Source organism: Streptomyces sp. NPDC002888, from assembly GCF_042888465.1.
Classification (GTDB): domain Bacteria; phylum Actinomycetota; class Actinomycetes; order Streptomycetales; family Streptomycetaceae; genus Streptomyces.
In genome coordinates this window covers 93,007-115,653 of record NZ_JBIAPU010000034.1, presented here as the reverse complement: position 1 = coordinate 115,653, position 22,647 = coordinate 93,007, and the positions used below count along the sequence as shown (strand labels likewise).

The following is a 22,647-nucleotide window of genomic DNA, read 5'->3' as shown; positions in this document are numbered from 1 at the left end:
AAGTCGCCCTGTATCAGGAGTGAGTATGCGCACTCCCGTTACCGTGACGACTTTCGAGCGGGACGCAAGGACGCTGGAGCTGCCCTGGCCGTTCACCGGCCGGGAGGAGGAGGTGGAGCTGCTCCGCCGGTCCGTCGCGGGCGGACGGAGCGGCATCGTGGTGACCGGTCCCGCGGGCTGCGGCAAGACCCGGCTGGCCATGGAGGCCGTACGGGGCGCCGACTGCGCCAAGGTCGCGGGGACGCCCGAGACCAGGCAGATCCCCTTCGCCGCGTTCGCCCACCTCCTGCCCGACGACGTCTCCCTGCCGCGTGCCGTCCAACTGCTCTCCGGCGTACGGCTGTTGCTGGTCGACGACGCGCACCTGCTCGACGACGCCTCGGCCGCGCTCGTCCACCAGCTGGCGGTGCACGGGCGCACCCGCCTGCTCGTCGTCGCCACCGACGGCGCGACCGCCCCCGGCGCGGTGTCGCGGCTGTGGACCGGTGAGCTGCTGCCGCGCCTCGTCCTGGAACCGCTGCCCCGGGAGGAGACGGCCGACCTGCTCACGGCGGGCGCCGGCGGCCCCGTGGAACCCCTCACCGTGAACCGGCTGCACCGCCTGTGCCGGGGCGACCTGCGGCTGCTGCGGCACCTGCTGGCCGCGCTGCGGGGCCAGGGACGGCTCAGCCGCGTCCTGGACACCGGCGAACAGGTGTGGCGCGGGCCGGTCCCGCTGACCACGGCCGTACGGGAACACGCCGCGCCGGTCCTGGACCGTACCGACCCGGACGAGCGCGAGACCCTCGACCGGCTCGCCTTCGCCGAACCCCTCCCGCTGGACGTCGACACCTGCGACCTCCGCGTCCTCGAACAGCTGGAGTCCGACGGCCTGGTCCACGCCGACGACGACGGAGCCGTCCACCTCGCCCACCCCCTGCACGGCCCGGTGCTGCGGGCCGCGGCCGGCCGACTGCGGGCGAGGCGGCTCGCCCGCACCCCGGACGACCGCGACCTCGCCCTCAAGTCCGAACAGGCCGCGCTGGAACACCGCATCGAGGCCGCCGACGTACGTAGGCTCCCGACCCCCGTGGGGGAGTGGCTCGTGGCGGAGGGCGCGCCCGTGCCCCGCGGTTACGCGGCCGTACGTGCCCGGTTCGCCCGGCTGCGGGGCGAGCTGCGCGAGGCGGCGGCGTGGGCACGCCAGGCGCCGGACGACGACTCGTGCCGCACGGAACTGACCCTGGCCACCGCCCAGTCGGGCGAGACGACCGCGGTGCACGGAGCCCCGCAAGGCCCGGAAGGTCCGGCGGCAGTGTGGCTGGCAGCCGCACGGGGCGACAACGAGGGGGCACTGGCGAGGATCGGCGGGGGTGGGTCGGAGAGTGCCGGCGTGGGAGAGTTGGCCGGCGTCGGTGAGGGCAAGGCGGTGAGGGCCGGCGCGGTCACGTCGGAGCGAATCGCCGAGGCCGAAGCAGAAGCTGAAGCCCCCGCCGAAGCCGAAGCTGAAGCAGAAGCTGAAGCCCCCGCCGAAGCCGAAGCCGAAGCAGAAGCCGAAACTGAAGCCCCCGCCGAAGCAGAAGCTGAAGCTGAAGCCCCCGCCGAAGCCGAAGCCCCCGCCGACGCCTACGACGCCGTACGCCTAGGTGCCCCCGAGCGGGCTCTCGACCGGCTCCCCGCCGGCAGCGTCTTCGCTCGGCACGCCGAGGCGCTCGCCCGCGCGGACGGCCCCGCCCTGGACCGCGTCGCCGAAGCCCTGGAGGAACGCGGCTTCCTGCTCTTCGCGGCGGAGGCGCACGCGCAGGCTGTACGAGCGCACCGCGACCCCGCCGCCGCCCGCACCTCCCGCACCCGAGCCGTCGCCCTCGCCCGCCGTTGCCAGGGTGCCCGCACCCCGGCCCTGGCCGGCCTGGTCCTCGGCGAACTCACCGCCCGCCAACGACAGATCGTCACCCTCGCCGCCGCGGGCCTGACCAACCGCCAGATCGCCGAACGCCTCACCCTCTCCGTCCGCACCGTCGGCAACCACCTCTACAGCGCCTACACCCGCCTCGGCGGGAGCGACCGCGGAGCTCTGCCGTGGCTGCTGGAACAGCCGGACGCGCAGTCGGCCTGAGACCCACGGCGGCCCGGCGACTCACGCCGCCCCGAACGCCGTGAACGCCCACCCCGTCGCCTGGTGGACCGCGTCCTCGGGGAGGGTGGTGCGGGCGTCGCGGAGGGCCTCGGCGAGGGACTGGCCGGTGGTGAGGCCCTTGTGGAGGGCGAGCATCAGGGGGACGACGGCGGCGTCGTTGACGGGGGCGGTGCTGGCGACCACGCCCGCCGTGCCCAGCGGGAGCAGCGCGGTGACCAGGCCGAGGAGTTCGTCGGCGCCCACCGAGGCGAAGCGGGCGGTGTCGCAGCAGGAGAGGATGATCCGGTACGGGCTGCGGGCGAGGCGCTCGAAGTCGTGGACGATCAGGGGGCCGTCGGCCATCCGGAGGGACGAGAAGAGGGGGCTGTCCGCCCGGAAGGTGCCGTGCGCGGCGATGTGGGCCAGCGCGGCCCCGTCGAGCTCGTCCAGGACGCGGGGCACGCGTGCGTCGTCGTACTCCAGGACCGTCGGAGTGCCGTAGCGGCCCGCCAGTTCCGGCACCTCCGCGCCCCCCGTGGCCAGGCCAGGACCCCGCACCAGCACGTGCCGGCCACCCGGCGGCGGCTCCGTCTCCCGCGCCCGCAGCCAACTCCCCGCCGACGGCGACACACTGAGCACCCGTTCCCGCAGCGACGGCAGCAGCGCCCACGGCACCCGGTGCAGCCGCCCCGGCGGTACGACCACGACCGGCCCGCTGCCCAGATGCGCGGCGGCCGGACCGAGCAGCAACTCCTCCAGACGCCGCCCCGCCGCCTCCACGAGCGGCAGCCGCCCCTCCGCCCCGGGATGCGCGAGGCGGCGCAGCCCGGCCTGCACATGCTCGGCCTCGGCCTCCGCCTCCGCGAGCAGTCCGGCCTCGAACCGCCGTACCCGCCCCTGCCCGCACAGCAGCACCTGGACCCGACCGTCGAGCACGGCCAGCTCGACCAGCCGCCCGTCGCCCAGCCGCTCCAACAGCCGCCCGGCGTCGAACCGGCAGCCGTCGCCGGGTGCGTCACCACGCATGTGCAGGGTCCGCGACCGCACCTCCCGCTCCAGACGCCGCTGTTCCCGCTCCAGCGCCGGTACCGGCCGGCCCTCCATCCGGGCGGCCTCCGCGCGGGACGCGATCTCCCGGAGCGCGGTCAGCCCCCTCAGCAGCGAGGGGTCGGCCGGCGGCCGCGTGGGCGGCGCGGCCAGCACCGTGGCCCGCCAGCGCTCGCTCCACACCAGCAGCCGCCGCGGCCCGCCCCCGGCGAGAGACGCCCGCTGCGCCAGCGCCGCCAGCTCCGCCCCCTGCTCCGTGGCCCGGGCCCTGAGCTCCGAGGCGCCGAGCGTCATCCGGTGGTCGTCGAGCACGTCCAGGCCCCGTCGGCACGCCTCCAGCACGCCCCGGCTGGACCCGGCCGCCTGCGCCCGCAGCGCCTGCGCCGCCCAGCCTGTCATCCGCGCCAGCGGCGGCCCGCTGTGTCTGCTGCGGGCGGCGACGGCCAGATGCCGCTCCGCGTCCGTCGTCCAGCCCAGGTCGAGCGCGATCCGCCCGGCGAGCAGCGAAGCCTCCGGCGCCACCGGTGCCCCGAAGGAGGCGAGCCGCTCCGCCACCGCCGCCGTGTCGGCGACCAGCCGCCCCGAGCTGCGCCCGGCGGCGACCCGCGCCTCGATCAGCACCAGCCGCGCGTGCGTCTCCCACCAGGTGCGCCGCTGCCCCGCGAACAGCCGCACCGCCAGATGGGCTCGCGCGATCGCCGTGTGCGGATCACCCGCCCGCCGGGCGGCCCGCGCGGCCGCCAGCAGCAACTCCGCCTTCCGAGTGGACTGCCCGCCGATCCCGTCGAGCACCGCTATCGCCGCGTCCGCTTCGGCCAGCGCCTCCGGCGCGAGACCCGCGGCCATCAACACCTCGCAGCGCCGGATCTGCAGCATGAACGTCGGCGTGCCGAGCTTGGCGTACCGCTCCTCGGCCTCGTCCAGCAGCCGCAGCGCCGCCGGGATGTCTCCCGACCGGAACGCGGCGAGCCCCCGGCTCTCCACCGCGTCGGCCTTGTCGTGCTCCTGGCCCGTGGTGTCCCACAGTGCCTCGGCCGCCGTGAAGTCGGCGTCCGCCCGGTCCACCGCGCCGAGCGCCAGGTGCACGGTCGCGCGCAGGGTCAGTGCCCGCGCCGTCCAGATGACGTCGTCCGCCTGCCGCAGTACGGGAATCGCCCGCCGTACGTCCTCCAGCGCCTCCCGGTGATGGCCGAGCACCCACCAGACATAGGCCCTGCGGTACAGCACGCGCGCGCGGGTGTGGCCCGACCCGCGCTCGACACCCCGCTCGAACGCGTCGAGTCCCTGCCGGGTGCGGCCCGCGTGGACCAGCGCCACACCGAGGGTGCCCAGGACGTCCGCCTCCCGCTCGGCCGAGTCCGCGCGCGCCGCGAGGTCCCGGGCGCGCCGCAGATGGTCCAGGGCGAGGCGCATGTCGCCCCAGTCCCGCTGCCAGATGCCGATCACCTGGTGGGCGACGGAGGCGTGCAACGGCGACGGATCGGTGTCAAGCACTTGCTCCGCCCCGGCCAACGCATCGTTGGGGGCGGCGAACACCATCGGCAGCAGTTCGAGAACCGAGTCGTTTCCCGCTGTCACTCCACGGATGGTAGTGCTCCGGACACGCTCCCCACAGGCCGCGCCCCGGTTTTGCCGCCCGACCCGAACGCGCGCCAGCCCCAGACGGCCCGCGCATCACCTGTATCAAGTGACGGGTCAGCGACTCTGATTGACGAACCACCGCCTCATCGGGAGGACACGCCATGGCACCACAGCGATTCCACGAGCAGTTCGACCAGGTCCAGCGCTCGATGCCGGACGTCCCTCTTGCGATGGGGCCGGACGACTCCGCGGAGTTCATCTACGAGAAGGGTGTCGTACTCGCCCGCGACGGCGAGGAGGCCCGCGTCGTCGAGGACACCGTACGGGCGCACTTCACCGCCGTCCCCGAGCTGGACCAGGACCACGTGCGCCGCGCGGGCCCGCAGACCAACCGCTCCGGCATCACCCGCATCCAGGTCGCCGACCCCGGCCAGGGCGACCGGCGCGGCGACCACGCCGTCGCGAACGCCCTGCGCTCCCTCAGGGAGACCGAGGGCCGCACCGGGCAGCGCCTCATCAGCCGCAACCACGTCGTGTCGATCGCGGTCAACGCCTGCCCGGGCGACGAGCCCGTGCCCGCCACCGAACCGCCGAACCCCGCGGCCGCCGAGGCCCCCTACGACCCGGACACCGCCGTCGGCGTCCTCGTCATCGACACCGGCCTCATGCACGACTACCGCTCCTACCCCCTGCTGGCCCACACCGAAGGCGACCTCCAGATCAAGGAGTGCGACGACGACGGGATCCTCCAGCAGTACGTCGGCCACGGCACGTTCATCGCCGGACTCGTCGCAGCCGTCGCCCCCAACACCACCATCACCTCCCGCAACACCCTCAACGACGCCGGCGCCATCCTGGAGTCCGAGTTCGGCGAGAAGCTCTTCGAGGCCGTCGACGTGAACGGCTGGCCCGACATCATCAGCCTCTCCGCCGGCACCGCCAACGGCCGCACCGACGGACTGCTCGGCGTGGACGCCTTCATGCGCGAACTCCGCGATCAGGGAACCCTGTTGATCGCCGCGGCGGGCAACAACGCCGGCGCCACCCCGTTCTGGCCCGCCGCCTACGCCGACCTGCCCGGCTACGAGAACGCCGTGCTGTCGGTCGGCGCGCTGCGCGGCGACGGCGAGTTCGGCGCCTGCTTCAGCAACCACGGCCCATGGGTGAAGATCTACGCCCCCGGCGAGCGCCTCACCAGCTCCCTCACCGGTTTCGGCACACCCGTGCCGTACGTCTACCAGCACTCCACCTACGACGCCTGCCGGTACGGCTTCACCTACGCCTGCACCTGCCAGTCGCCGCGCCACACCGGCGTGTTGACGGAGGAGCGGGAGACCGTCACGGGCAAGCCGGACCAGGTGATGTTCGAGGGGTTCGCCCACTGGAGCGGCACCTCCTTCGCCACCCCCGTCGTCGCCGGACTCGTCGCCGCCCACATGACGGCCCACAAGGAGACCGACCCGCGCGCGGCCCGGCAGCAACTGCTCGCCGCGAACACGGAGTTCGCCGAGGTCCGGGGAGCGCACGTGCCGGCCCTGCGTCCGCCCACCTGGCGTCCGGTGCCGGTCGTGCCGCTCCCGCCTTCCGCATGAGTGCCGGAGTGGCTTCCGCCGCGGCGTACGATGACACGTCGTACACGAGGGGTGGGGCCGTGGACCGTACAGATGTCGGCGCGCTCGTCCAGTCGGCCGTCGACGGTGACGCGGCGGCCTGGAAAGCGCTGGTGGAAGGGATGAGCCCGCTGGTGTGGTCCGTGGTGCGGGCCCACCGGCTCTCCGACGCCGACGGCCACGAGGTCTACCAGACCGTGTGGTTCCGTTTCGCCCAGAACCTCGGGCGGATCCGCGAACCGCACAAGGCGGGGTCGTGGCTGGCGAGCACCGCGCGGCACGAGTGCCTGAAGGTGATCAAGAGCTTAAGGCGGCTGACGCCCACGGACGATCCGCAGCTTCTGGACCGGATCAGCGAGGACCGTACGCCGGAACAGTCGCTGATCGACTCCGAGGATGCTGCCGCCGAGTCCGAGCGGATCCGTCACCTGTGGCAGGAGTTCGAGGAACTCGGCGACCGCTGCCGGCAGTTGTTGCGGGTCCTGATGGCCTCGCCACCGCCCAGCTACCAGGAGGTGTCCGCCGCGCTGGGCATCGCCGTGGGCAGCATCGGGCCGCTGCGCCAGCGCTGCCTGCGCCGCCTGCGAGCCCGACTCGACGCACGGGGAGCTTCGTGAACGACATGAACGACATGAACAGTACGAGCGGTACGAACGGGGAGTTCGACGACGACGGCCTGGAGGGGGAACTCCGTGAGGCCGCCGCCATCCTGGACCCCGTCCCGGCCGCGTTACGGCAGGTCGCCGTCGAGGCGTACGCGCTGCACGACCTCGAAGCCCGTATCGCCGAGCTCACCTTCGACTCGCTGGTCGACGCCATCCCGGTCCGCGGGGCGACGGACGTGCCGCGGATGCTGACCTTCCACTGGGGTGAGCTGACCGTCGACGTCGAGGTGACCGCCGAGGGCCTGATGGGCCAGCTGCTGCCACCCCAGCCGGCCCGCATCGAGGTCCTGGACGGCCCCCGCGCGGGCGCCGCCCTCACGGCCGACCCCATGGGCCGCTTCACCACCGACGCCCCACCCACCGGCCCCTTCGCCCTACGGCTGCGGACCGGCGGGGAGGTGGTGGTCACGGAGTGGCTGCGCGCCTGAGACACCGGTACGTCGGCGGAGACGCCAGACGCGGGGGCGAACCGTCAGCGTGAGACGGCGGTGACCAGGTGTGCGAGGGCCGTGGCCAGTCGGTCGAGGCCGGGGCCGGCCGGGCCGCCCGGCTCGGTCATGTACGTGTCGCGGCGGAGCTCCACCATGAGCGCGGTCACGCTCGGATCCTTGCCGTAGAACTCCAGCGGCACGTACGCCCCGCTGAACGGGCTGTCGAGCCCCGTCTCCCCGCACTCCGCGAACGCTTCAATCGCCGCGTCCCGCAGCTCGGGCGGGGTGTGGAAGGAGTCGGTGCCCAGGCAGACCGGCGGTCGCGGTCCCGCGCCGTGCAGCTCGTACGGCAGCGGCTCGCTCGGGTAGGAGTGCACGTCGATGATCACGGCCCGCCCGGCCGCGGCCAGCCGGTCGGCCACCGCGTCCGTCATCGCCCGCGCGTACGGGTGGAAGTAGCGTGCGACCAAGGGCCCGGGGTCGGTGTCCTCGGGCCGCAGCGCCTCGCGGTGCGTGGTCCGCGTGTACACCGCGCCCATCCCCACGGCGAGCATCTCCTCCCGCTCGTCCGGGAACCGCTCCGGATCGACCACCAGCCGCGACAGCCGGTTCACGAACCGCCAGGGCGCGACACCGGACAGCTGAGCCGCCCGGGCGGCGATCTCCGCGGTGTGCGCGTCCGTGATGTGATCCAGCTCCCGCCCGAGCGCCGAGTCGTCGAGCACGATCCCCGCCCGCACCGCCGCCGGTATCTCCCGCGCGGAATGCGGCACATGCAGGATCACCGGTGAGTCACCGGCACCGGCCAGCAGCTCGAAGGAGGGTACGGCAGGGGTCATGGGGCGGCTCCGCGGGTGGTATGGGTGGAGACAGCCCCGCCCCGACCGGGCACGTGCACCGGTCGGGGCGGGGTCGAGATGGCCGTCGGACGTGGCCGTCGGGCGAGGCGCGTCAGCTCAGGGACGCCAGCGCCTCGTTCCACGTGGCCGACGGGCGCATGACCGCGGCGGCCTTGGCCGGGTCGGGCTGGTAGTAGCCGCCGATGTCGGCCGGCTTGCCCTGGACCGCGGCCAGCTCCTCGACGATCTTCTGCTCGTTCGCGGTGAGCGTCTCGGCGAGCGGGGCGAAGGCCTTCGCCAGGTCCGCGTCGTCGGTCTGCGCCGCGAGCTCCTGCGCCCAGTACAGGGACAGGTAGAAGTGGCTGCCGCGGTTGTCGATGCCGCCGACGCGACGGGTCGGGGACTTGTCCTCGTTGAGGAAGGTCGCCGTGGCGCGGTCGAGGGTGTCGGCGAGGACCTTGGCGCGGCCGTTGCCCGTGGCCGTGGCGTACTGCTCGAGGGAGGGCACGAGCGCGAAGAACTCACCCAGGGAGTCCCAGCGCAGGTAGTTCTCCTTGACCAGCTGCTGGACGTGCTTCGGCGCCGAGCCGCCGGCGCCCGTCTCGAACAGGCCGCCGCCCGCCATCAGCGGGACGACCGACAGCATCTTGGCGCTGGTGCCCAGCTCCAGGATGGGGAAGAGGTCGGTCAGGTAGTCACGCAGGACGTTGCCGGTGACGGAGATCGTGTTCTCGCCGCGGCGGATGCGCTCCACCGACAGCTTGGTCGCCTCGACCGGGGCGAGGACCCGGATGTCGAGGCCCTCGGTGTCGTGCTCCGGCAGGTACGCGTTGACCTTGGCGATCAGGTTGGCGTCGTGGGCGCGGGTCTCGTCCAGCCAGAACACCGCCGGGTCGCCGGTGGCGCGGGCGCGGGTGACGGCCAGCTTCACCCAGTCCTTGATCGGGGCGTCCTTGGTCTGGCAGGCGCGGAAGATGTCGCCGGCGGAGACGGTCTGCTCGATCACCACGTTGCCGGCCTGGTCGACGAGGCGGACCGTGCCGGTGGTCGGGATCTCGAACGTCTTGTCGTGGCTGCCGTACTCCTCGGCCTTCTGCGCCATGAGGCCGACGTTCGGGACGGAGCCCATGGTCGACGGGTCGTAGGCGCCGTTGGCACGGCAGTCGTCGAGGACGGCCTGGTAGACGCCGGAGTAGCTGGAGTCCGGCAGCACCGCGAGGGTGTCGGCCTCCTGGCCGTCCGGGCCCCACATGTGGCCGGAGGTGCGGATCATGGCCGGCATCGAGGCGTCGACGATCACGTCGGACGGCACGTGCAGGTTGGTGATGCCCTTGTCGGAGTCGACCATCGCGAGCTCCGGGCCCTCGGCGAGCTCGGCGTCGAAGGAGGCCTTGATCTCGGCGCCCTCCGGCAGGCCCTCCAGGCCCTTGTAGATGCCGCCCAGACCGTCGTTCGGGGTCAGGCCCGCCTTGGCGAGCGCCTCGCCGTACTTCGCGAAGGTCTTCGGGAAGAAGGCGCGCACCACGTGACCGAAGATGATCGGGTCGGAGACCTTCATCATCGTGGCCTTCAGGTGCACGGAGAACAGCACGCCCGCGGCCTTGGCCTCGGCGACCTGCGCGGTCAGGAACTCGCGCAGCGCGGCCACGCGCATCACGGAGGCGTCGACGACCTCGCCCTCGAGGACCGGTACCGACTCGCGCAGGACCTTCGTGGAGCCGTCGTCGCCGACCAGCTCGATCCGCAGCGAACCGGCCTCGGAGATCACGACGGACTTCTCGGTGGAGCGGAAGTCGTTCTCACCCATGGTCGCCACGTTGGTCTTGGACTCGGAGGTCCAGGCGCCCATGCGGTGCGGGTGGGTGTGGGCGTAGTTCTTGACCGACGCGGGGGCGCGGCGGTCGGAGTTGCCCTCACGCAGGACCGGGTTCACGGCGGAACCCTTGACCTTGTCGAAGCGGGCCTGGATCTCCCGCTCCTCGTCCGTCTTGGGGTCGTCCGGGTAGTTCGGCAGCGCGTAGCCCTGCGCCTGCAGCTCGGCGACCGCGGCCTTGAGCTGCGGGATCGACGCCGAGATGTTCGGCAGCTTGATGATGTTGGCCTCGGGCGTCTTGGCCAGCTCGCCCAGCTCGGACAGGGCGTCCGGGATGCGCTGGTCCTCGGTCAGGTACTCCGGGAAGACCGCGATGATGCGCCCGGCCAGGGAGATGTCACGGGTATCCACAGTGACACCCGCCTGCGAGGCGTAGGTCTGGACCACCGGCAGGAAAGAGTACGTCGCCAGGGCCGGGGCCTCGTCAGTGTGCGTATAGATGATGGTCGAGTCAGTCACCGGGTGCTCCGCTCCACGTCTGCAACATTGCTCGACATCAAGATATCTCGTGCTCGACCCGGACTCGACAGGGGACCGCACACATGTGCAGGACGTTCGCCGAACTGCCGCTTCCAGGCAACCGGACTGCCCGTTCGTGCGGTCAGCGGGAGTGATCGCCCAATGATCCCGGCGGCCGGCCCGACCACTCGGCCGCCCGAGCGAAAGCGGACCATGAGATATCGCACCAGAGTGACGGCCCCGGCGGCCGTCCTGATCGGCACCGCGGCGGCCCTGACCGCGGCCCCCTCGGCCCACGCGGCGCCTTCGAAGAAGAGCGGCACCCCGGGCCCCGAGACCCTCGCCGACCCCGTCTTCCCGAGTCTGGGCAACGACGGCTACCGCGTCTGCGCGTACCACCTCGACCTCGCCTACGACGCCACGACCACGCTGGTCGACGCCTCGGCGACCCTGACCCTCCGCACGACCGAGTGCCTCAGCAGCCTCTCCCTCGACGCCCTGGGCCTGGACATACGGACCGTCCGCGTCGGCGGCCGGGCCGCCACCTTCGAGCAGGCCGAGGAGAAGCTGCGGATCACCCCCGCCGAGCCCCTGCCGAAGCAGGCCCGCACCACCGTCCGCGTCGAGTACACCGCCGACCCCCGCCGAGCCCTCCCGCACACCGCCTGGGTCCCCACGCCGGACGGGTTCGCGGTGTGCCCCCAGCCGAACTCGGCGCACACCGTCTTCCCGTGCAACGACCACCCTTCGGACAAGGCCGACTTCACTTTCCGCGTGACTGTCCCCAGCGGGCTGAGCGGCGTGGCGAGCGGGCAGCTCGTGTGCACCGAGCACCTCGACGGCGACCGGACCGCGTACACGTACCGCTCCCGCGCGCCGATCGCCACCGAGCTGGTGCAGATCACCGTCGGCGACTACGTCGTCAAGCCCCGGCAGGGGCCACACGGGCTGCCGCTGCGGGACGTCGTCCCGACCGCGCGGGCCGAGGCCCTGGAGCCCGCGCTGGCGCTCACGCCGGGACTGATCGAGTGGATCGAGCAGCGCCTGGGCGCCTACCCCTTCGAGACGTACGGACTGCTGCCCTGCAACTCCGACGACCCGAAGGCCTTCGACTTCACGGGTCTGGAGACCCAGACGCTCACCCTCTACAAGCCGAACTACCTGCTCCAGGAGGAGAAGAAGATCGGCTCGCACATGGTGCACGAGCTGGTCCACTCCTACTTCGGCAACAGCGTCAGCCCCGCCACCTGGGCCGACCTCTGGCTCAACGAGGGCCACGCCGACTTCTACGGGCTGCTGTACCGCTACGAGCGCGGCTGGACCGACTCGCTGGGCCTCACCACGATGGAGGCCCGTATGAAGGACACCTACGCGCGCGGCGACCAGTGGCGGCAGCTCTCCGGCCCGGTCGCCGCACCGAACGCCGTCAACCTCTTCGACAGCCAGCGCTACCTCGGCGGCGTCCTCGTCCTGTACGCGCTGCGGCAGCTGATCGGCGAGGACGCCTTCCACGCCGTGGAGCGCGCCTTCCTCGCCCGGTACCGCGACGCGTCGGCGTCGACCGAGGACTACATCGCGGTCGCGTCGGCGGTCTCCGGCCAGGACGTGTCCGGGTTCCTGCGGGAGTGGCTGTTCGGCACGACGACGCCGCGGATGCCCGGTCACCCGGACTGGACGGTCACTCCGGTGACCTCGTCGCTCGCCAGGCCGCACAGCCGGACGGACGGGCACTACCACGACAACTCGGCCACGCTGTGAGGCGCGGGCTGGCCTGAGGTGGTCTCAGTCGAGGCGGGCGGAGTGCGCGGTGGGCACCGGGGGCATGCCCTCCGCCTCCTCGGCGGTGCGCTGCTGCGGGATCACCACCGCGCCCTGCTGCAACGCCACCGTCCGCGCGGGCGCCGGGATCCGGATGCCCTCCTCGCGGTAGCGCCGGTGCAGTCGCTTGATGAACTCGTGCTTGATCCGGAACTGGTCGCTGAACTCGCCGACGCCCAGGATCACCGTGAATCCGATCCGGGAGTCACCGAAGGTGTGGAAGCGGACCAGCGGCTCGTGGTCGGGGACGGCGCCGGTGATCTCGGTCATCACCTCGGCGACGACCTCGATGGTCACCCGCTCGACGTGGTCGAGGTCGCTGTCGTAGGCGACGCCCACCTGCACCAGGATGGTCAGCTGCTGCTCGGGACGCATGAAGTTGGTCATGTTCGTCTTCGCGAGCTCCCCGTTGGGGATGACGACCAGGTTGTTGGAGAGCGCGCGGACCGTCGTCTGACGCCAGTTGATGTCCTCGACGTAGCCCTCCTCGCCGCTGCTGAGGCGGATGTAGTCGCCGGGCTGGACGGTCTTGGAGGCGAGGATGTGGATGCCCGCGAAGAGGTTGGCGAGGGTGTCCTGGAGGGCCAGGGCGACCGCCAGACCGCCGACACCGAGGGCGGTGAGCATGGGCGCTATGGAGATGCCCAGCGTCTGCAGCACCACCAGGAAGCCGATCGCCAGGACCAGCACCCGGGTGATGTTCACGAAGATCGTGGCCGACCCCGCGACACCGGAGCGGGACTGGGTCACCGTCCGCACCAGCCCGGCGATCACCCGGGCCGCCGACCCGGTCACCACGAAGATGAACAGCACCGTCAGCACCTGGTTGACGTTGTGCTGAACGGTCCGCGTCAGCGGCAGCACCCCGCCCGCGGCCGCGGCCCCGCTGACGACGGCGCCCCACGGCACGACCGTCCGCAGGGCGTCCACGATGACGTCGTCACCGCTCCAACGGGTGCTGTCGGCCTTCTTGCCCAGCCAGCGCAGCAGGGTCCGCAGCAGGAATGCGCTCAGCAGGCCCGTGACCAGCGCGATTCCGGCGAGGACCAGGTCGTCCAGGGTCAGCGCACGCGTCACCGGTCACCTCCGGGAAGACGATCCGCGGCCAACGGATCCGCCGACGGCCGGATGTGAAGTCTCGTCACGTAGTCACCTGCTCGATTCTGGGAAGTGCGGTCGCCCCGGCCCACAGACCGACGCGACCGTTCATCCTGCCGTATCCAGCACGTGAGTTCGTACCGAAGCGGTCCGCCCCGCCACCTCCCCGGGCGTCACGGTCCCGGCCGGAAAGGGGCTCACGTCAGATCACCTTCCACCGCACCAACGCCCCCAACGTCAACGCCCCCGGCACCAACGGCACCCACACCGTGATGATCCGGTACGCCAGCACCACCGCCGTGGCCACGGCGGCCGGGCCGCCCGCCGCGACCAGGGCCACGATCAGTGCGGCCTCGACCGAGCCGATGCCGCCGGGGGTGGGTACGAGGGCGACCGCGACCGTCGCCGCCAGGTACGCGACCGCCATGTGCGCGGGCGGCACCGGCAGGCCCAGGGCCTGGCCGACCGCGGCGAGGCCGGTGGCCTGGAGGGCGGGGAAGGCGAGGGAGCCGCCCCACAGGGCGAGCGCCCGCGAGGGGCGTGCGTGGACCGAGCGGGCCTCGCCGAGCGCGGTGCGCAGGAAGGAACAGAGCGCCGTGCGCAGTCGCCGTACGAGTGTGAGGACTGTCACCGCCACGACCGCGATGACGGCGAGGGCCAGCAGCAGGGGACCGAGGGCCCCCTCGGGGAGGAGCGTGCCGAGCCGCAGCGCGTCGGGGAAGGCGATGAGCAGCACGGCCAGCAGACCCACCCGGCCGATGCTCTCCGCGAGCAGGTACAGGGCGAGCGCGGCCGAGGAGCGCGCCAGCGGCACTCCGCACACCGTCATGAACCGCAGGTTGACCGCGCTCGCGCCCAGGCCGGTGGGCAGCAGATGGTTGGCCGCGCCCGCCGCGAACTGCGTGGCGAGCAGCCGGCGTCTCGGCAGCCGCTCCATGACCGCGCCCTGGCGGGTGAAGGACGCGGCGACCCAGGTCAGACAGGTCGCGCAGCCCGCGGTCAGCAGCCACGGCCACTCGGCGGTCCGCAGATGGCCGAAGCCCTCGGCGAGCACCGACCGGTGCTGGACCGCGACCGCGGTGACCAGAAGGAGCGGGAGCAGGCACAGGATCTGGCGGACGGGGACGCGCCGCCGTTCGGGGAGAGGTACCGCTGTCACATCGGGACAGGTTTTCGGCACCATGCCAACGACGGGTTGCGGGAGCGGGGACGGCTGCTTACGTGCGGTCATCGGGTCCTTCGCGAGGGGGGACGGCCGGCGGGCATTGACCTCAATGATGCTTGAGGTTCTAAGTTCTGCTGCATGAGCATCGAGACCACCGCCTGGACGCAGCTGCACAGCGTCATGAACGCCGAGCGGGAACGCCGCCCCTTCAACGTCACGACCCTGCGCCGCATCGGCGCGTTCGCCCGCCCGCACCGCCGCCGGATCGCGCTCTTCGTCGTGCTCGGGGTGGTGACCGCGCTGCTGGCCGTCGCCACCCCGGTCCTGGCCGGGCGCGTGGTCGACGCGATCGTGTCGAACGGCGACGAGGGCACCGTCGTACGACTGGCCCTGCTCATCGCGCTCATCGCGGTCGCGGAGGCCGCGATCGGCGTCCTGGCCCGACGGTTGTCGGCGACGCTCGGCGAGGGGCTCATCCTCGATCTGCGGACGGCTGTGTTCGATCATGTGCAGCGCATGCCGGTCGCGTTCTTCACACGCACTCGTACGGGAGCGCTGGTCAGTCGTCTCAACAACGACGTCATCGGCGCTCAACGGGCCTTCAGCAACACCCTGTCCGGAGTGGTCAGCAACCTCGTCACCCTGCTCCTCACGCTCGTCGTCATGCTCACCCTGTCCTGGCAGATCACCCTGCTCGCGCTGGCGCTGCTGCCCGTGTTCGTGGTGCCGGCCCGGCGGATGGGCAGCCGCATGGCCCGTATGCAGCGCGAGGCGGCCGCCCTCAACGCGGCGATGGGCACCCGTATGACCGAGCGCTTCTCCGCACCCGGCGCCACCCTGGTCAAGCTGTTCGGACGCCCGGAGGAGGAGTCGGCCGAGTTCACCGCCCGCGCCGGCCGCGTCCGGGACATCGGCGTCCGCACCGCGACCTCCCAGTCCGTCTTCATCACCTCCCTGACCCTCGTCTCGGCGCTCGCCCTCGCCCTCGTCTACGGCCTCGGCGGTTTCTTCGCCCTGCGCGGCAGCCTGGAACCGGGCGCCGTCGTCTCCCTCGCGCTGCTCCTGACCCGCCTCTACGCGCCGCTCACCGCGCTCGCCGGGGCACGCGTCGAGGTGATGAGCGCCCTCGTCAGCTTCGAGCGGGTCTTCGAGGTGCTGGACCTCAAGCCGCTCATCGAGGAGAAGCCGGACGCGCGCGAAGTGCCCGAGGGACCGGTGGCGGTGGAGTTCGACGAGGTCCGCTTCGGCTATCCGTCCGCCGACAAGGTCTCCCTCGCCTCCCTGGAGGAGGTCGCCTCCCTCGACACCCGGGGCGGCGCCGAGGTCCTGCACGGCGTCTCCTTCCGCGCCGAACCCGGCCAGACCGTCGCCCTCGTCGGCTCCTCCGGCGCCGGCAAGTCGACCGTCGCCCAGCTGCTGCCGCGCCTCTACGACGTCGACGAGGGCGCCGTCCGCGTCGGCGGCGTCGACGTCCGCGACCTGAGCGCGGCCTCCCTGCGCGCCACCCTGGGCATGGTCACCCAGGACGGCCACCTCTTCCACGACACCGTCCGCGCCAACCTGCTCCTGGCCAGGCCCACCGCCACCGAGGACGAACTGTGGGACGCCCTGCTCCGCGCCCGCCTCGACGACCTCGTACGGTCCCTGCCCGACGGCCTCGACACGGTGGTCGGCGAACGCGGCTACCGCCTCTCCGGCGGCGAGCGCCAGCGCATGACCATCGCCCGCCTGCTCCTCGCCCGCCAGCGCGTCGTCATCCTCGACGAGGCCACCGCCCACCTCGACAACACCTCGGAGGCCGCCGTCCAGGAGGCGCTCGCGGAGGCCCTGGAGGGCAGGACCGCCGTCGTCATCGCCCACCGCCTGTCCACGGTCCGCACCGCCGACGTCATCCTCGTCGTCGAGGCGGGCCGGATCGTGGAACGCGGCACCCACGAGGAGCTGCTGGCGGCCGACGGGCGTTATGCGCAGCTGTACCGGACGCAGTTCGAGCAAGGGCCGGAGGAGGCTGTGCGCCTGGCGGGGTGAGGGAACAGGTGGGCGTGGCCGATGCGCACGCACCGTGATAGTTCGCTACTTTGAGTGACATCGCTCGAAGCAACGGAGACTCACGGTGATCGAACGGATCTGGCTCCACCCACCCCTCGCCTTCGCCCGCCTCGGCCCGTCCCCCACCCCCTGCGCCAACTACCACTACGGCCCCAGCGACCTGTCGCCCCGGGGCACGGGCAAGACCGTCGTCCAGCCGACGCCCTCCCTCGAACTCGACGAGGACGGCACCCTGACGGAGCGCCTGCCCGAGGCCGGGGAGCGGGTCCGGTTCAAGGACGCCGACGGCTTCCGCCCCATCTGCCCCTACTTCGAGCTGTACGGCACCTGGACCTCCGCCGACGGCCGGCGGCACACCGGCGAACCGATCACCGTCGACGTGCTGACCGCGTTCGGGATCGACCTCGCCGACGTGCGGTGGTCGGTGCACGTTGCCAACCTCAAGGCGCACCAGTGCACCGGCTCCCGCGGCGACCGGATCGAGGCCGCCGTCGAGCTGCCGGGCGACGAGCACCGGCGGCGGCCGCTGGAGGGGCGGTCGCCCGACGGAGCGACCCGGCCGCTCGTGCCCCCGGGCCGCCATGTGCCGCTCGGCTCCGTCCAGTTGCCCCGGCCGGACACCCGCTTCCCCGAGCTGCGCCTGCGCTTCACCCCCGGCACCGGCGCGGTCTACGGCCCCACGAACCTGCCCGACCGCACCGAGCGGTACGTCCTGCCCGAGGACCGGCTGTTCCTGTCACCGGACGCGGCCTGGTGCGCGTTCACGCTCTCCGGCGCCACCGACGCACGGACCGCACCCTCCGGCCTGTTCGCCGGATCGACGCCCCGGGACGGCGGGGTCAGCCTCGGTCTCGTCGACGACGTGTGCGACGGACTGATCGGCGTCGAGCTCCCGGGCGGCCCGACCGCCCGCGCCCGGATCGTCGTCACCCCGCCCGACTTCGCGCCCGACCGCCGGCCCTTCACCTCCCTGGCCGACGGTCTCGCGGACCGCGTCAAGCGGGAGGAGGTCCGCGAGAGCGCGTACGTCACCGACCAGCCCGAGCTGACGGCGCTGGAGGTGCGCGACCTGTTCGAGCGGGTCCTCGAGGCCATGGACGCGGTCAACGTGGACGCCCAGAACGACCGCGCCACCCTGGAGAACCTCTCCACCGCCGAGGCTCTCGGCCTGCCCGCCGACCAGGCCCGGGCCAGGACCTTCACCCCGCCCGCCCCCCTCGACGGTGTCATCCTCGCCCTCACCGAACGCGGCCGCCGACGCCACCGCCGTTTCGTCGCGCTGGAGTTCCTGGAGGACCTCTTCCGGGAGCAGCCCGACCTCCTCGAACGGGTCATCCGGGGCCCACGGGACGAGCAGGAGTGGTACGACCGCCGCATGCCGGTCGCGGTGCGCGGCTCCGACGCCTACCCGATGCACCTGACGCGCCGCCAGTACGACCTCCTCACGGCGTGGGTCCGCTCCCTGCGCGCGTCGGTGGAGGAGGGCACATGAGCGTGCTGCTCCAGATCGGCCGCCGCCCGCCGGAGCCCGCGGGGGAAGCGTCGGGGCCGCCCGGCCTCGGCGCCGAGACCCGGGTGTTCCGCAGCACCCACGGCGCCCACCTGTTCGTCGCCGACGGCAGCCGGATCTACGACCTGCCCGAGCATCTCGCCGCCCACCTCGAGCAGTGGACGGCGACGGCGCACGAACCCGCCGAGGACAGCGCCCTCGCCGCCCGCCTAGGCCTGCCGCTGTGGGGCGCCGAGACCGGACTGCCGGGCCCGCGCATCGACGGCACGCCCGCCGCCGTACCGCCGCTCTCCTCGCTGTCGCTCAACGTGATGCAGGCCTGCAACCTCAGCTGCGGCCACTGCTACGCCGACGAGGGCCGCTTCGGCGGCGCCGCCCGGGCGATGTCCCGCGAGACCGCGTTCGCCGCGGTGGACCGGCTGCTGGCGGAGGCCGCGCCCGGCGCCGGGGTGGTCGTCGGCTTCATGGGCGGCGAACCGCTGCTCGCCCGGGACCTGGTGCACGAGGTGGTGGCGTACGCGGTCCGGGCAGGCGAGGACAGCGGGCACGCCGTCCGCTTCGCGCTCACCACCAACCTGACCACCGTCCGGCCCGCCGACGCCGAGCTCTTCGCCGCCCACCCCTTCACCGTCGCCGTCAGCCTGGACGGCGACCGCGCCGGACACGACGCGCTGCGCCGGGCACCCGGCGGCGCCAGCGCCTACGACCGACTGCGCGCCGGGCTGGCCGTCCTGGACCGGCACGGGCGGCCCCGGCACCTGTCCGCGCGAGTGAGCGTGACGCCGTACACGGGACGACTGCCGGCCGTCCTGGAGCACGGGATCGGCCTGGGCTTCGACGAGGTCGGGTTCGCGGCGGTGGTGAGCGCGCCGGATCCGGCGTACGAGATCGACGCGGCCGCCTTCGCCGGATTCCTCGACGGCATGGTGGAGTGCGGCCGGGCCGCGCTGCGCGAGCTGTCGGCGGGCCGCCCGTATCCGTTCGGGAACTTCCAGACCGCGATGTACGAGCTCCACACGGGCGGCCACCGGCCCTACCCGTGCGGGGCGGGCGCCGGCTATCTCAGCGCCTCCGCCGAGGGCGGCCTGTACGCCTGCCACCGCCTCGTCGACGATCCCGACTTCGCCATGGGCTCACTGACCGCCGGACCCGACCGCGCCGCCCGGGAACGGCACCTGGCCGCCCGGCACGTGGACCGCGCCGAGCCGTGCCGGTCCTGCTGGGCCCGCTACCTGTGCGGCGGCGGCTGCTACCACGAGGTGAGCCGACGCGGCCGCCCCGGCTGCGACTACATCCGCGGCTGGCTCGACTTCTGCCTGCGCGCCTACGTCGAACTCGCGCAGTCCACACCGGAGTTCTTCACCCTCCCCACCGCATCCGACCTGCCCAGTGACCCGGCCGGCCTCGCCCGCTGACCTCAAGGAGCCGACAGATGAACCAGCCGACCTCCGGGGACGCCGGCCTCACCCCGCCCGAGGGGAAGGTCTTCCCCCGCAACCTCACCGCCCGCGCCGCCCACCGGGTGCGCGGCAACCCCTCGGGCTCCCGCCCGGAGAGCGGTGTCGACAACTGCTTCCCCGGGCTGGAGTTCGACCAGCGCAACCTCGACAAGGCGTTCTTCCCCGGCCTCACCTTCGACTTCCACCACGACACCGGCTCCCGCCTGATCGCGGTGACGGGCGGCGTCGCCGCCGCCGAGGGCATCACCGAGGACGACCTGGTGCAGACGGCGGGGGAGGAGGAGCGGCGGCTGTATCTGTGGGCCGTGTGCGGGCGGACCACCGTGGACCAGGGCGAGGACGAGGCTCCGGTCTTCCACGCGGTCGACCTGAGCGGCCTGGAGATGTGGCGCCGGGTGCACGACCTGCTGCCGGGCAGGATCTCCGTCGTCGTCGGCCGGGCCCCCGGCCAGGACTCGCCCGGCGCGTTCTGGGTGCCCGGCGGCCTGAACAGCTGGCGGGTCCAGAACCGCAGCGAGGTCCAGCGGGACGACAACGGCGTCCTGGAGGTGGCGGTCCTGACCGCGGACCGGGCCCGCTATCTGGACCCGGAGGGCGTCATCGACCCCGACGTGTACCAGCCCGGCGACCTCACCCGGAGTCTGTGCGCGCCCTGGCAGTACGACTTCCGCGAGTGCGGCTGCTACTACTGGGCCGCTTCCAAGCCCGACATCTCCGCCACTTCCGGCGGCGAGTACCGCAACCTCAACTTCCAGCGCCGCGACCGCACCACCGTGCCGCCCGCACCGGACCTGCCCACGATCCGGGGCCGCAGCCGCCTGGAACTCGACCACCCCGAGCTGATCATGAACTGGAACGTCCTGCCGGTGGTCCTCAACGGCCGCGAGGACGACGCCCTCGGCGTGCCCGCCCCGCTCGGCCTCCCGCTGATGCACCCGGACAAGGTCGTGGAGGAGCTCACCCGCCTCGCCACCGTCGAGCACGCGCTCTGCCTCGAATACCTCTACGCCCACTACTCGCTCGCCGCCCCGATGACCTTGCCCGCGGACACCCCCGAGGACGTCCCGGTCCGGCGCGTCCACGCGGCGGCGCAGGAGATCTTCTCGATCGCCGAGGACGAGATGCGCCACCTGCGCTGGGTCAACGAGATCCTCGGCACCCTGGGCCGCCCCCTCCAACTCGACCGCCCGGCCGACGACTTCGTCATCCAGCGCCCGACCGGCCGGCGCTTCCGGCTGGAGCGGCTCACGCCGGAGCAACTGGAGTGGTTCATCGCCGTGGAGAAGCCGAGCGCCCAGTTCGACCCCGACGGCATCGACGGCATGTACGTGCGGCTGCACCACACCATCCTGCACAACCCGGACGCCTTCCCCCAGGCCGACCGTCTGGCCCACCTCATCAAGCTCATCATCGACGAGGGCGACGACCACTTCCACCGCTTCACCAACGTCCAACGCCATCTGTCCGGCCTGGCACCGGACACCTACCTGCGCGAACTGTCGCCCCCGGACGACGAGTTGGACGTACGGCTCCTGGAACTCGCGGACCTCGACTACGCGATGGTGCTGGGCGCCTTGCGGGTCACCCTGGAGGCCGGGGACAGCGCGGGAGGCCGGCTCCGCGCACAGGCGGTGCGTGCCATGCAGAACCTGCACGAGGTCAACCACCGGCTCGCCGCACGGGGAGTGGCACCCCGGTTCGGCCCGCCCGCACCGGAGTTCTCAGCGGCGACGGCGGACGGTCACGCCTCCCGGGCGGCCGCGCGAGCGGTCAACGAGGTGCTGCGGAACATCCGTTCCCTCGCGGACGGCAGCCTCCAGGACCTCCAGGACCTGATGGACCGCCAGGAGACGGGCGCCCGCGCCCTGGTGGCCTCGTTCAGCCTGCGATGACCGGGGCGGCGACAATCGAGATCACCGGCACGGGCCTGGCCGAACTGGCCTGCGCCCGGCTGCTGTTGGCCCGCGGGCATCGGGCGCGAGTCCGGCTCCGCGCCCCGGAAGCCGCTCCCCGGCCGCTGCTGCTCAACGCCCCCACCCTGGAGCTGCTGCGCTCCCTCTGGGGCCGTGAGCCCCTGGCCGACTGCCACCGGCTGACGTACCGCGAGGTGTGCTGGGGACCCGAAGGCACCGGGGCGTTGCGCCGACTGCCGCAGCCGGCTGTGGTGGTGGACGGCGGGCGCTTGGCGCAACGTCTGCTCGATCGCCTCGCCGCTCGTTACCCTGACGCGCTCGGCGACGTGACCGGGGCCGAGGCGATGGCCGCCGAGCCGGCCTTCGGTGAGGCGCCCGCCGTACGGCGCTGGACGGTCACCGCCGTCGGGTGGTCGTCCGGTCACCGTACGGCCGGGCGGCGCCATCTCCTGGCCGGCGAAGCACCGTTGGCGGCAGGCCAGGACGAGAGGACCGCACGCCTCGTCTGCACGGACCTCGCCTGGCTGCACCTCACCCCACTCGGCGGCGGGCGCGCGCTGCTCCAGGCGATGGTCCCCGGCCCCGTCGCCCGCCCGGCGGAACTGCTGGCGAGGCTACTGACGCAGTCGGCCCTGGCGCCCGTACTGGAGCACGCGCCCCGGACGGCGGTCGCCCTCCCCGCCGCCCCCCGTCTGCACAGCTCCCCGGCGGTGCCCGGCCGGCTCCTGGTCGGTGCGGGCGCGATCCGCTACGACCCGCTCAGCGGCACCGGCACGGCTCAGGCCCTGCGTACCGCCTTCCTCGCGGCGGACACCCTGCACGCCGCGGCCGGGGGCGCACCGCAGCGCCCCCTGCTCACCCACTACGCCACCCGCCTGCGTACGGCCTTCCACGACCACCTCGCCACCTGCGCCCGGCTCTACCCGCAGGCGTTCACCTCACCGGCGTGGCGGCACGAGATCGACGCGTGTGGGGTCGCCGTCACGGGCAACGGAGTCTGACGGCGAGGAAGAGCGGTTGGGTGTGCGTCTTGT

The 22,647-nt window shown here is 72.9% G+C and carries 15 protein-coding genes; 10 read left to right on the top strand and 5 right to left on the bottom strand.

Going from position 1 to position 22,647, the window contains the following annotated elements; genetic code table 11:
- Positions 1–25 precede the first annotated feature (25 nt).
- Positions 26–2,095, top strand: a complete 2,070-nt coding sequence (locus tag ACFYWX_RS39790) for a LuxR C-terminal-related transcriptional regulator (protein WP_389429960.1) — start codon at positions 26–28, stop codon at positions 2,093–2,095.
- A 21-nt stretch (positions 2,096–2,116) separates the two neighbouring features.
- Here the strand turns inward: ACFYWX_RS39790 and ACFYWX_RS39785 are convergent, their stop codons facing one another.
- Complete coding sequence (locus tag ACFYWX_RS39785; protein ID WP_389429992.1) at positions 2,117–4,681, bottom strand: CHAT domain-containing protein; 2,565 nt, start codon at positions 4,679–4,681, stop codon at positions 2,117–2,119.
- Positions 4,682–4,884: 203 nt separating this feature from the next.
- On the opposite strand from ACFYWX_RS39785, the gene ACFYWX_RS39780 reads away from it, so the two are divergent.
- Genes ACFYWX_RS39780 through ACFYWX_RS39770 form a run of 3 tightly spaced genes read left to right on the top strand, consistent with a single transcriptional unit; the run spans position 4,885 to position 7,426 of the window.
- Complete coding sequence (locus ACFYWX_RS39780) at positions 4,885–6,315, top strand: S8/S53 family peptidase (protein WP_389429958.1); 1,431 nt, start codon at positions 4,885–4,887, stop codon at positions 6,313–6,315.
- Positions 6,316–6,374: 59 nt separating this feature from the next.
- Positions 6,375–6,950 carry an RNA polymerase sigma factor gene (locus ACFYWX_RS39775; RefSeq protein WP_389429956.1) on the top strand — a complete coding sequence of 192 codons (576 nt, stop codon included), beginning with the start codon at positions 6,375–6,377 and terminating at the stop codon, positions 6,948–6,950.
- A gap of 5 nt (positions 6,951–6,955) precedes the next feature.
- Positions 6,956–7,426 (top strand): hypothetical protein, encoded by a 471-nt coding sequence (locus ACFYWX_RS39770; RefSeq protein WP_389429954.1) that lies wholly within the window; start codon positions 6,956–6,958, stop codon positions 7,424–7,426.
- 44 nt (positions 7,427–7,470) lie between these two features.
- Here the strand turns inward: ACFYWX_RS39770 and ACFYWX_RS39765 are convergent, their stop codons facing one another.
- The gene (locus tag ACFYWX_RS39765; protein ID WP_389429952.1) at positions 7,471–8,268 is read right to left on the bottom strand and encodes an N-formylglutamate amidohydrolase; all 798 of its coding nucleotides are present in this window, start codon (positions 8,266–8,268) and stop codon (positions 7,471–7,473) included.
- 112 nt (positions 8,269–8,380) lie between these two features.
- A complete protein-coding gene (locus tag ACFYWX_RS39760) occupies positions 8,381–10,600 on the bottom strand; it encodes an NADP-dependent isocitrate dehydrogenase (protein ID WP_389429951.1) in 2,220 nt (739 codons plus the stop codon).
- A gap of 213 nt (positions 10,601–10,813) precedes the next feature.
- On the opposite strand from ACFYWX_RS39760, the gene ACFYWX_RS39755 reads away from it, so the two are divergent.
- On the top strand, positions 10,814–12,358 hold the full coding sequence (locus ACFYWX_RS39755; RefSeq protein ID WP_389429949.1) for a M1 family metallopeptidase: 1,545 nt from the start codon (positions 10,814–10,816) through the stop codon (positions 12,356–12,358).
- Positions 12,359–12,382: 24 nt separating this feature from the next.
- On the opposite strand, the gene ACFYWX_RS39750 is transcribed toward ACFYWX_RS39755, so the two are convergent.
- Positions 12,383–13,495, bottom strand: coding sequence for a mechanosensitive ion channel family protein (locus ACFYWX_RS39750; RefSeq protein WP_389429948.1), 1,113 nt, complete (start codon positions 13,493–13,495; stop codon positions 12,383–12,385).
- 223 nt (positions 13,496–13,718) lie between these two features.
- Positions 13,719–14,699 (bottom strand): YbhN family protein, encoded by a 981-nt coding sequence (locus tag ACFYWX_RS39745; RefSeq protein ID WP_389429991.1) that lies wholly within the window; start codon positions 14,697–14,699, stop codon positions 13,719–13,721.
- Between the two features lie 120 nt (positions 14,700–14,819).
- Between ACFYWX_RS39745 and ACFYWX_RS39740 the strand changes: the two genes are divergently transcribed.
- From ACFYWX_RS39740 to ACFYWX_RS39720, 5 genes are all read left to right on the top strand, one after another.
- On the top strand, positions 14,820–16,709 hold the full coding sequence (locus tag ACFYWX_RS39740; protein WP_389429946.1) for an ABC transporter ATP-binding protein: 1,890 nt from the start codon (positions 14,820–14,822) through the stop codon (positions 16,707–16,709).
- 85 nt (positions 16,710–16,794) lie between these two features.
- Complete coding sequence (locus ACFYWX_RS39735) at positions 16,795–18,222, top strand: hypothetical protein (RefSeq protein WP_389429944.1); 1,428 nt, start codon at positions 16,795–16,797, stop codon at positions 18,220–18,222.
- Positions 18,219–19,655: a radical SAM protein gene (locus tag ACFYWX_RS39730; protein WP_389429943.1), complete on the top strand. Its 1,437-nt coding sequence runs from the start codon at positions 18,219–18,221 to the stop codon at positions 19,653–19,655. Before ACFYWX_RS39735 ends, ACFYWX_RS39730 begins: the two co-directional genes overlap by 4 nt.
- A gap of 17 nt (positions 19,656–19,672) precedes the next feature.
- A complete protein-coding gene (locus tag ACFYWX_RS39725) occupies positions 19,673–21,592 on the top strand; it encodes a ferritin-like domain-containing protein (RefSeq protein WP_389429941.1) in 1,920 nt (639 codons plus the stop codon).
- The gene (locus ACFYWX_RS39720; RefSeq protein WP_389429939.1) at positions 21,589–22,614 is read left to right on the top strand and encodes an NAD(P)/FAD-dependent oxidoreductase; all 1,026 of its coding nucleotides are present in this window, start codon (positions 21,589–21,591) and stop codon (positions 22,612–22,614) included. Before ACFYWX_RS39725 ends, ACFYWX_RS39720 begins: the two co-directional genes overlap by 4 nt.
- The last annotated feature ends 33 nt before the right edge of the window (positions 22,615–22,647 follow it).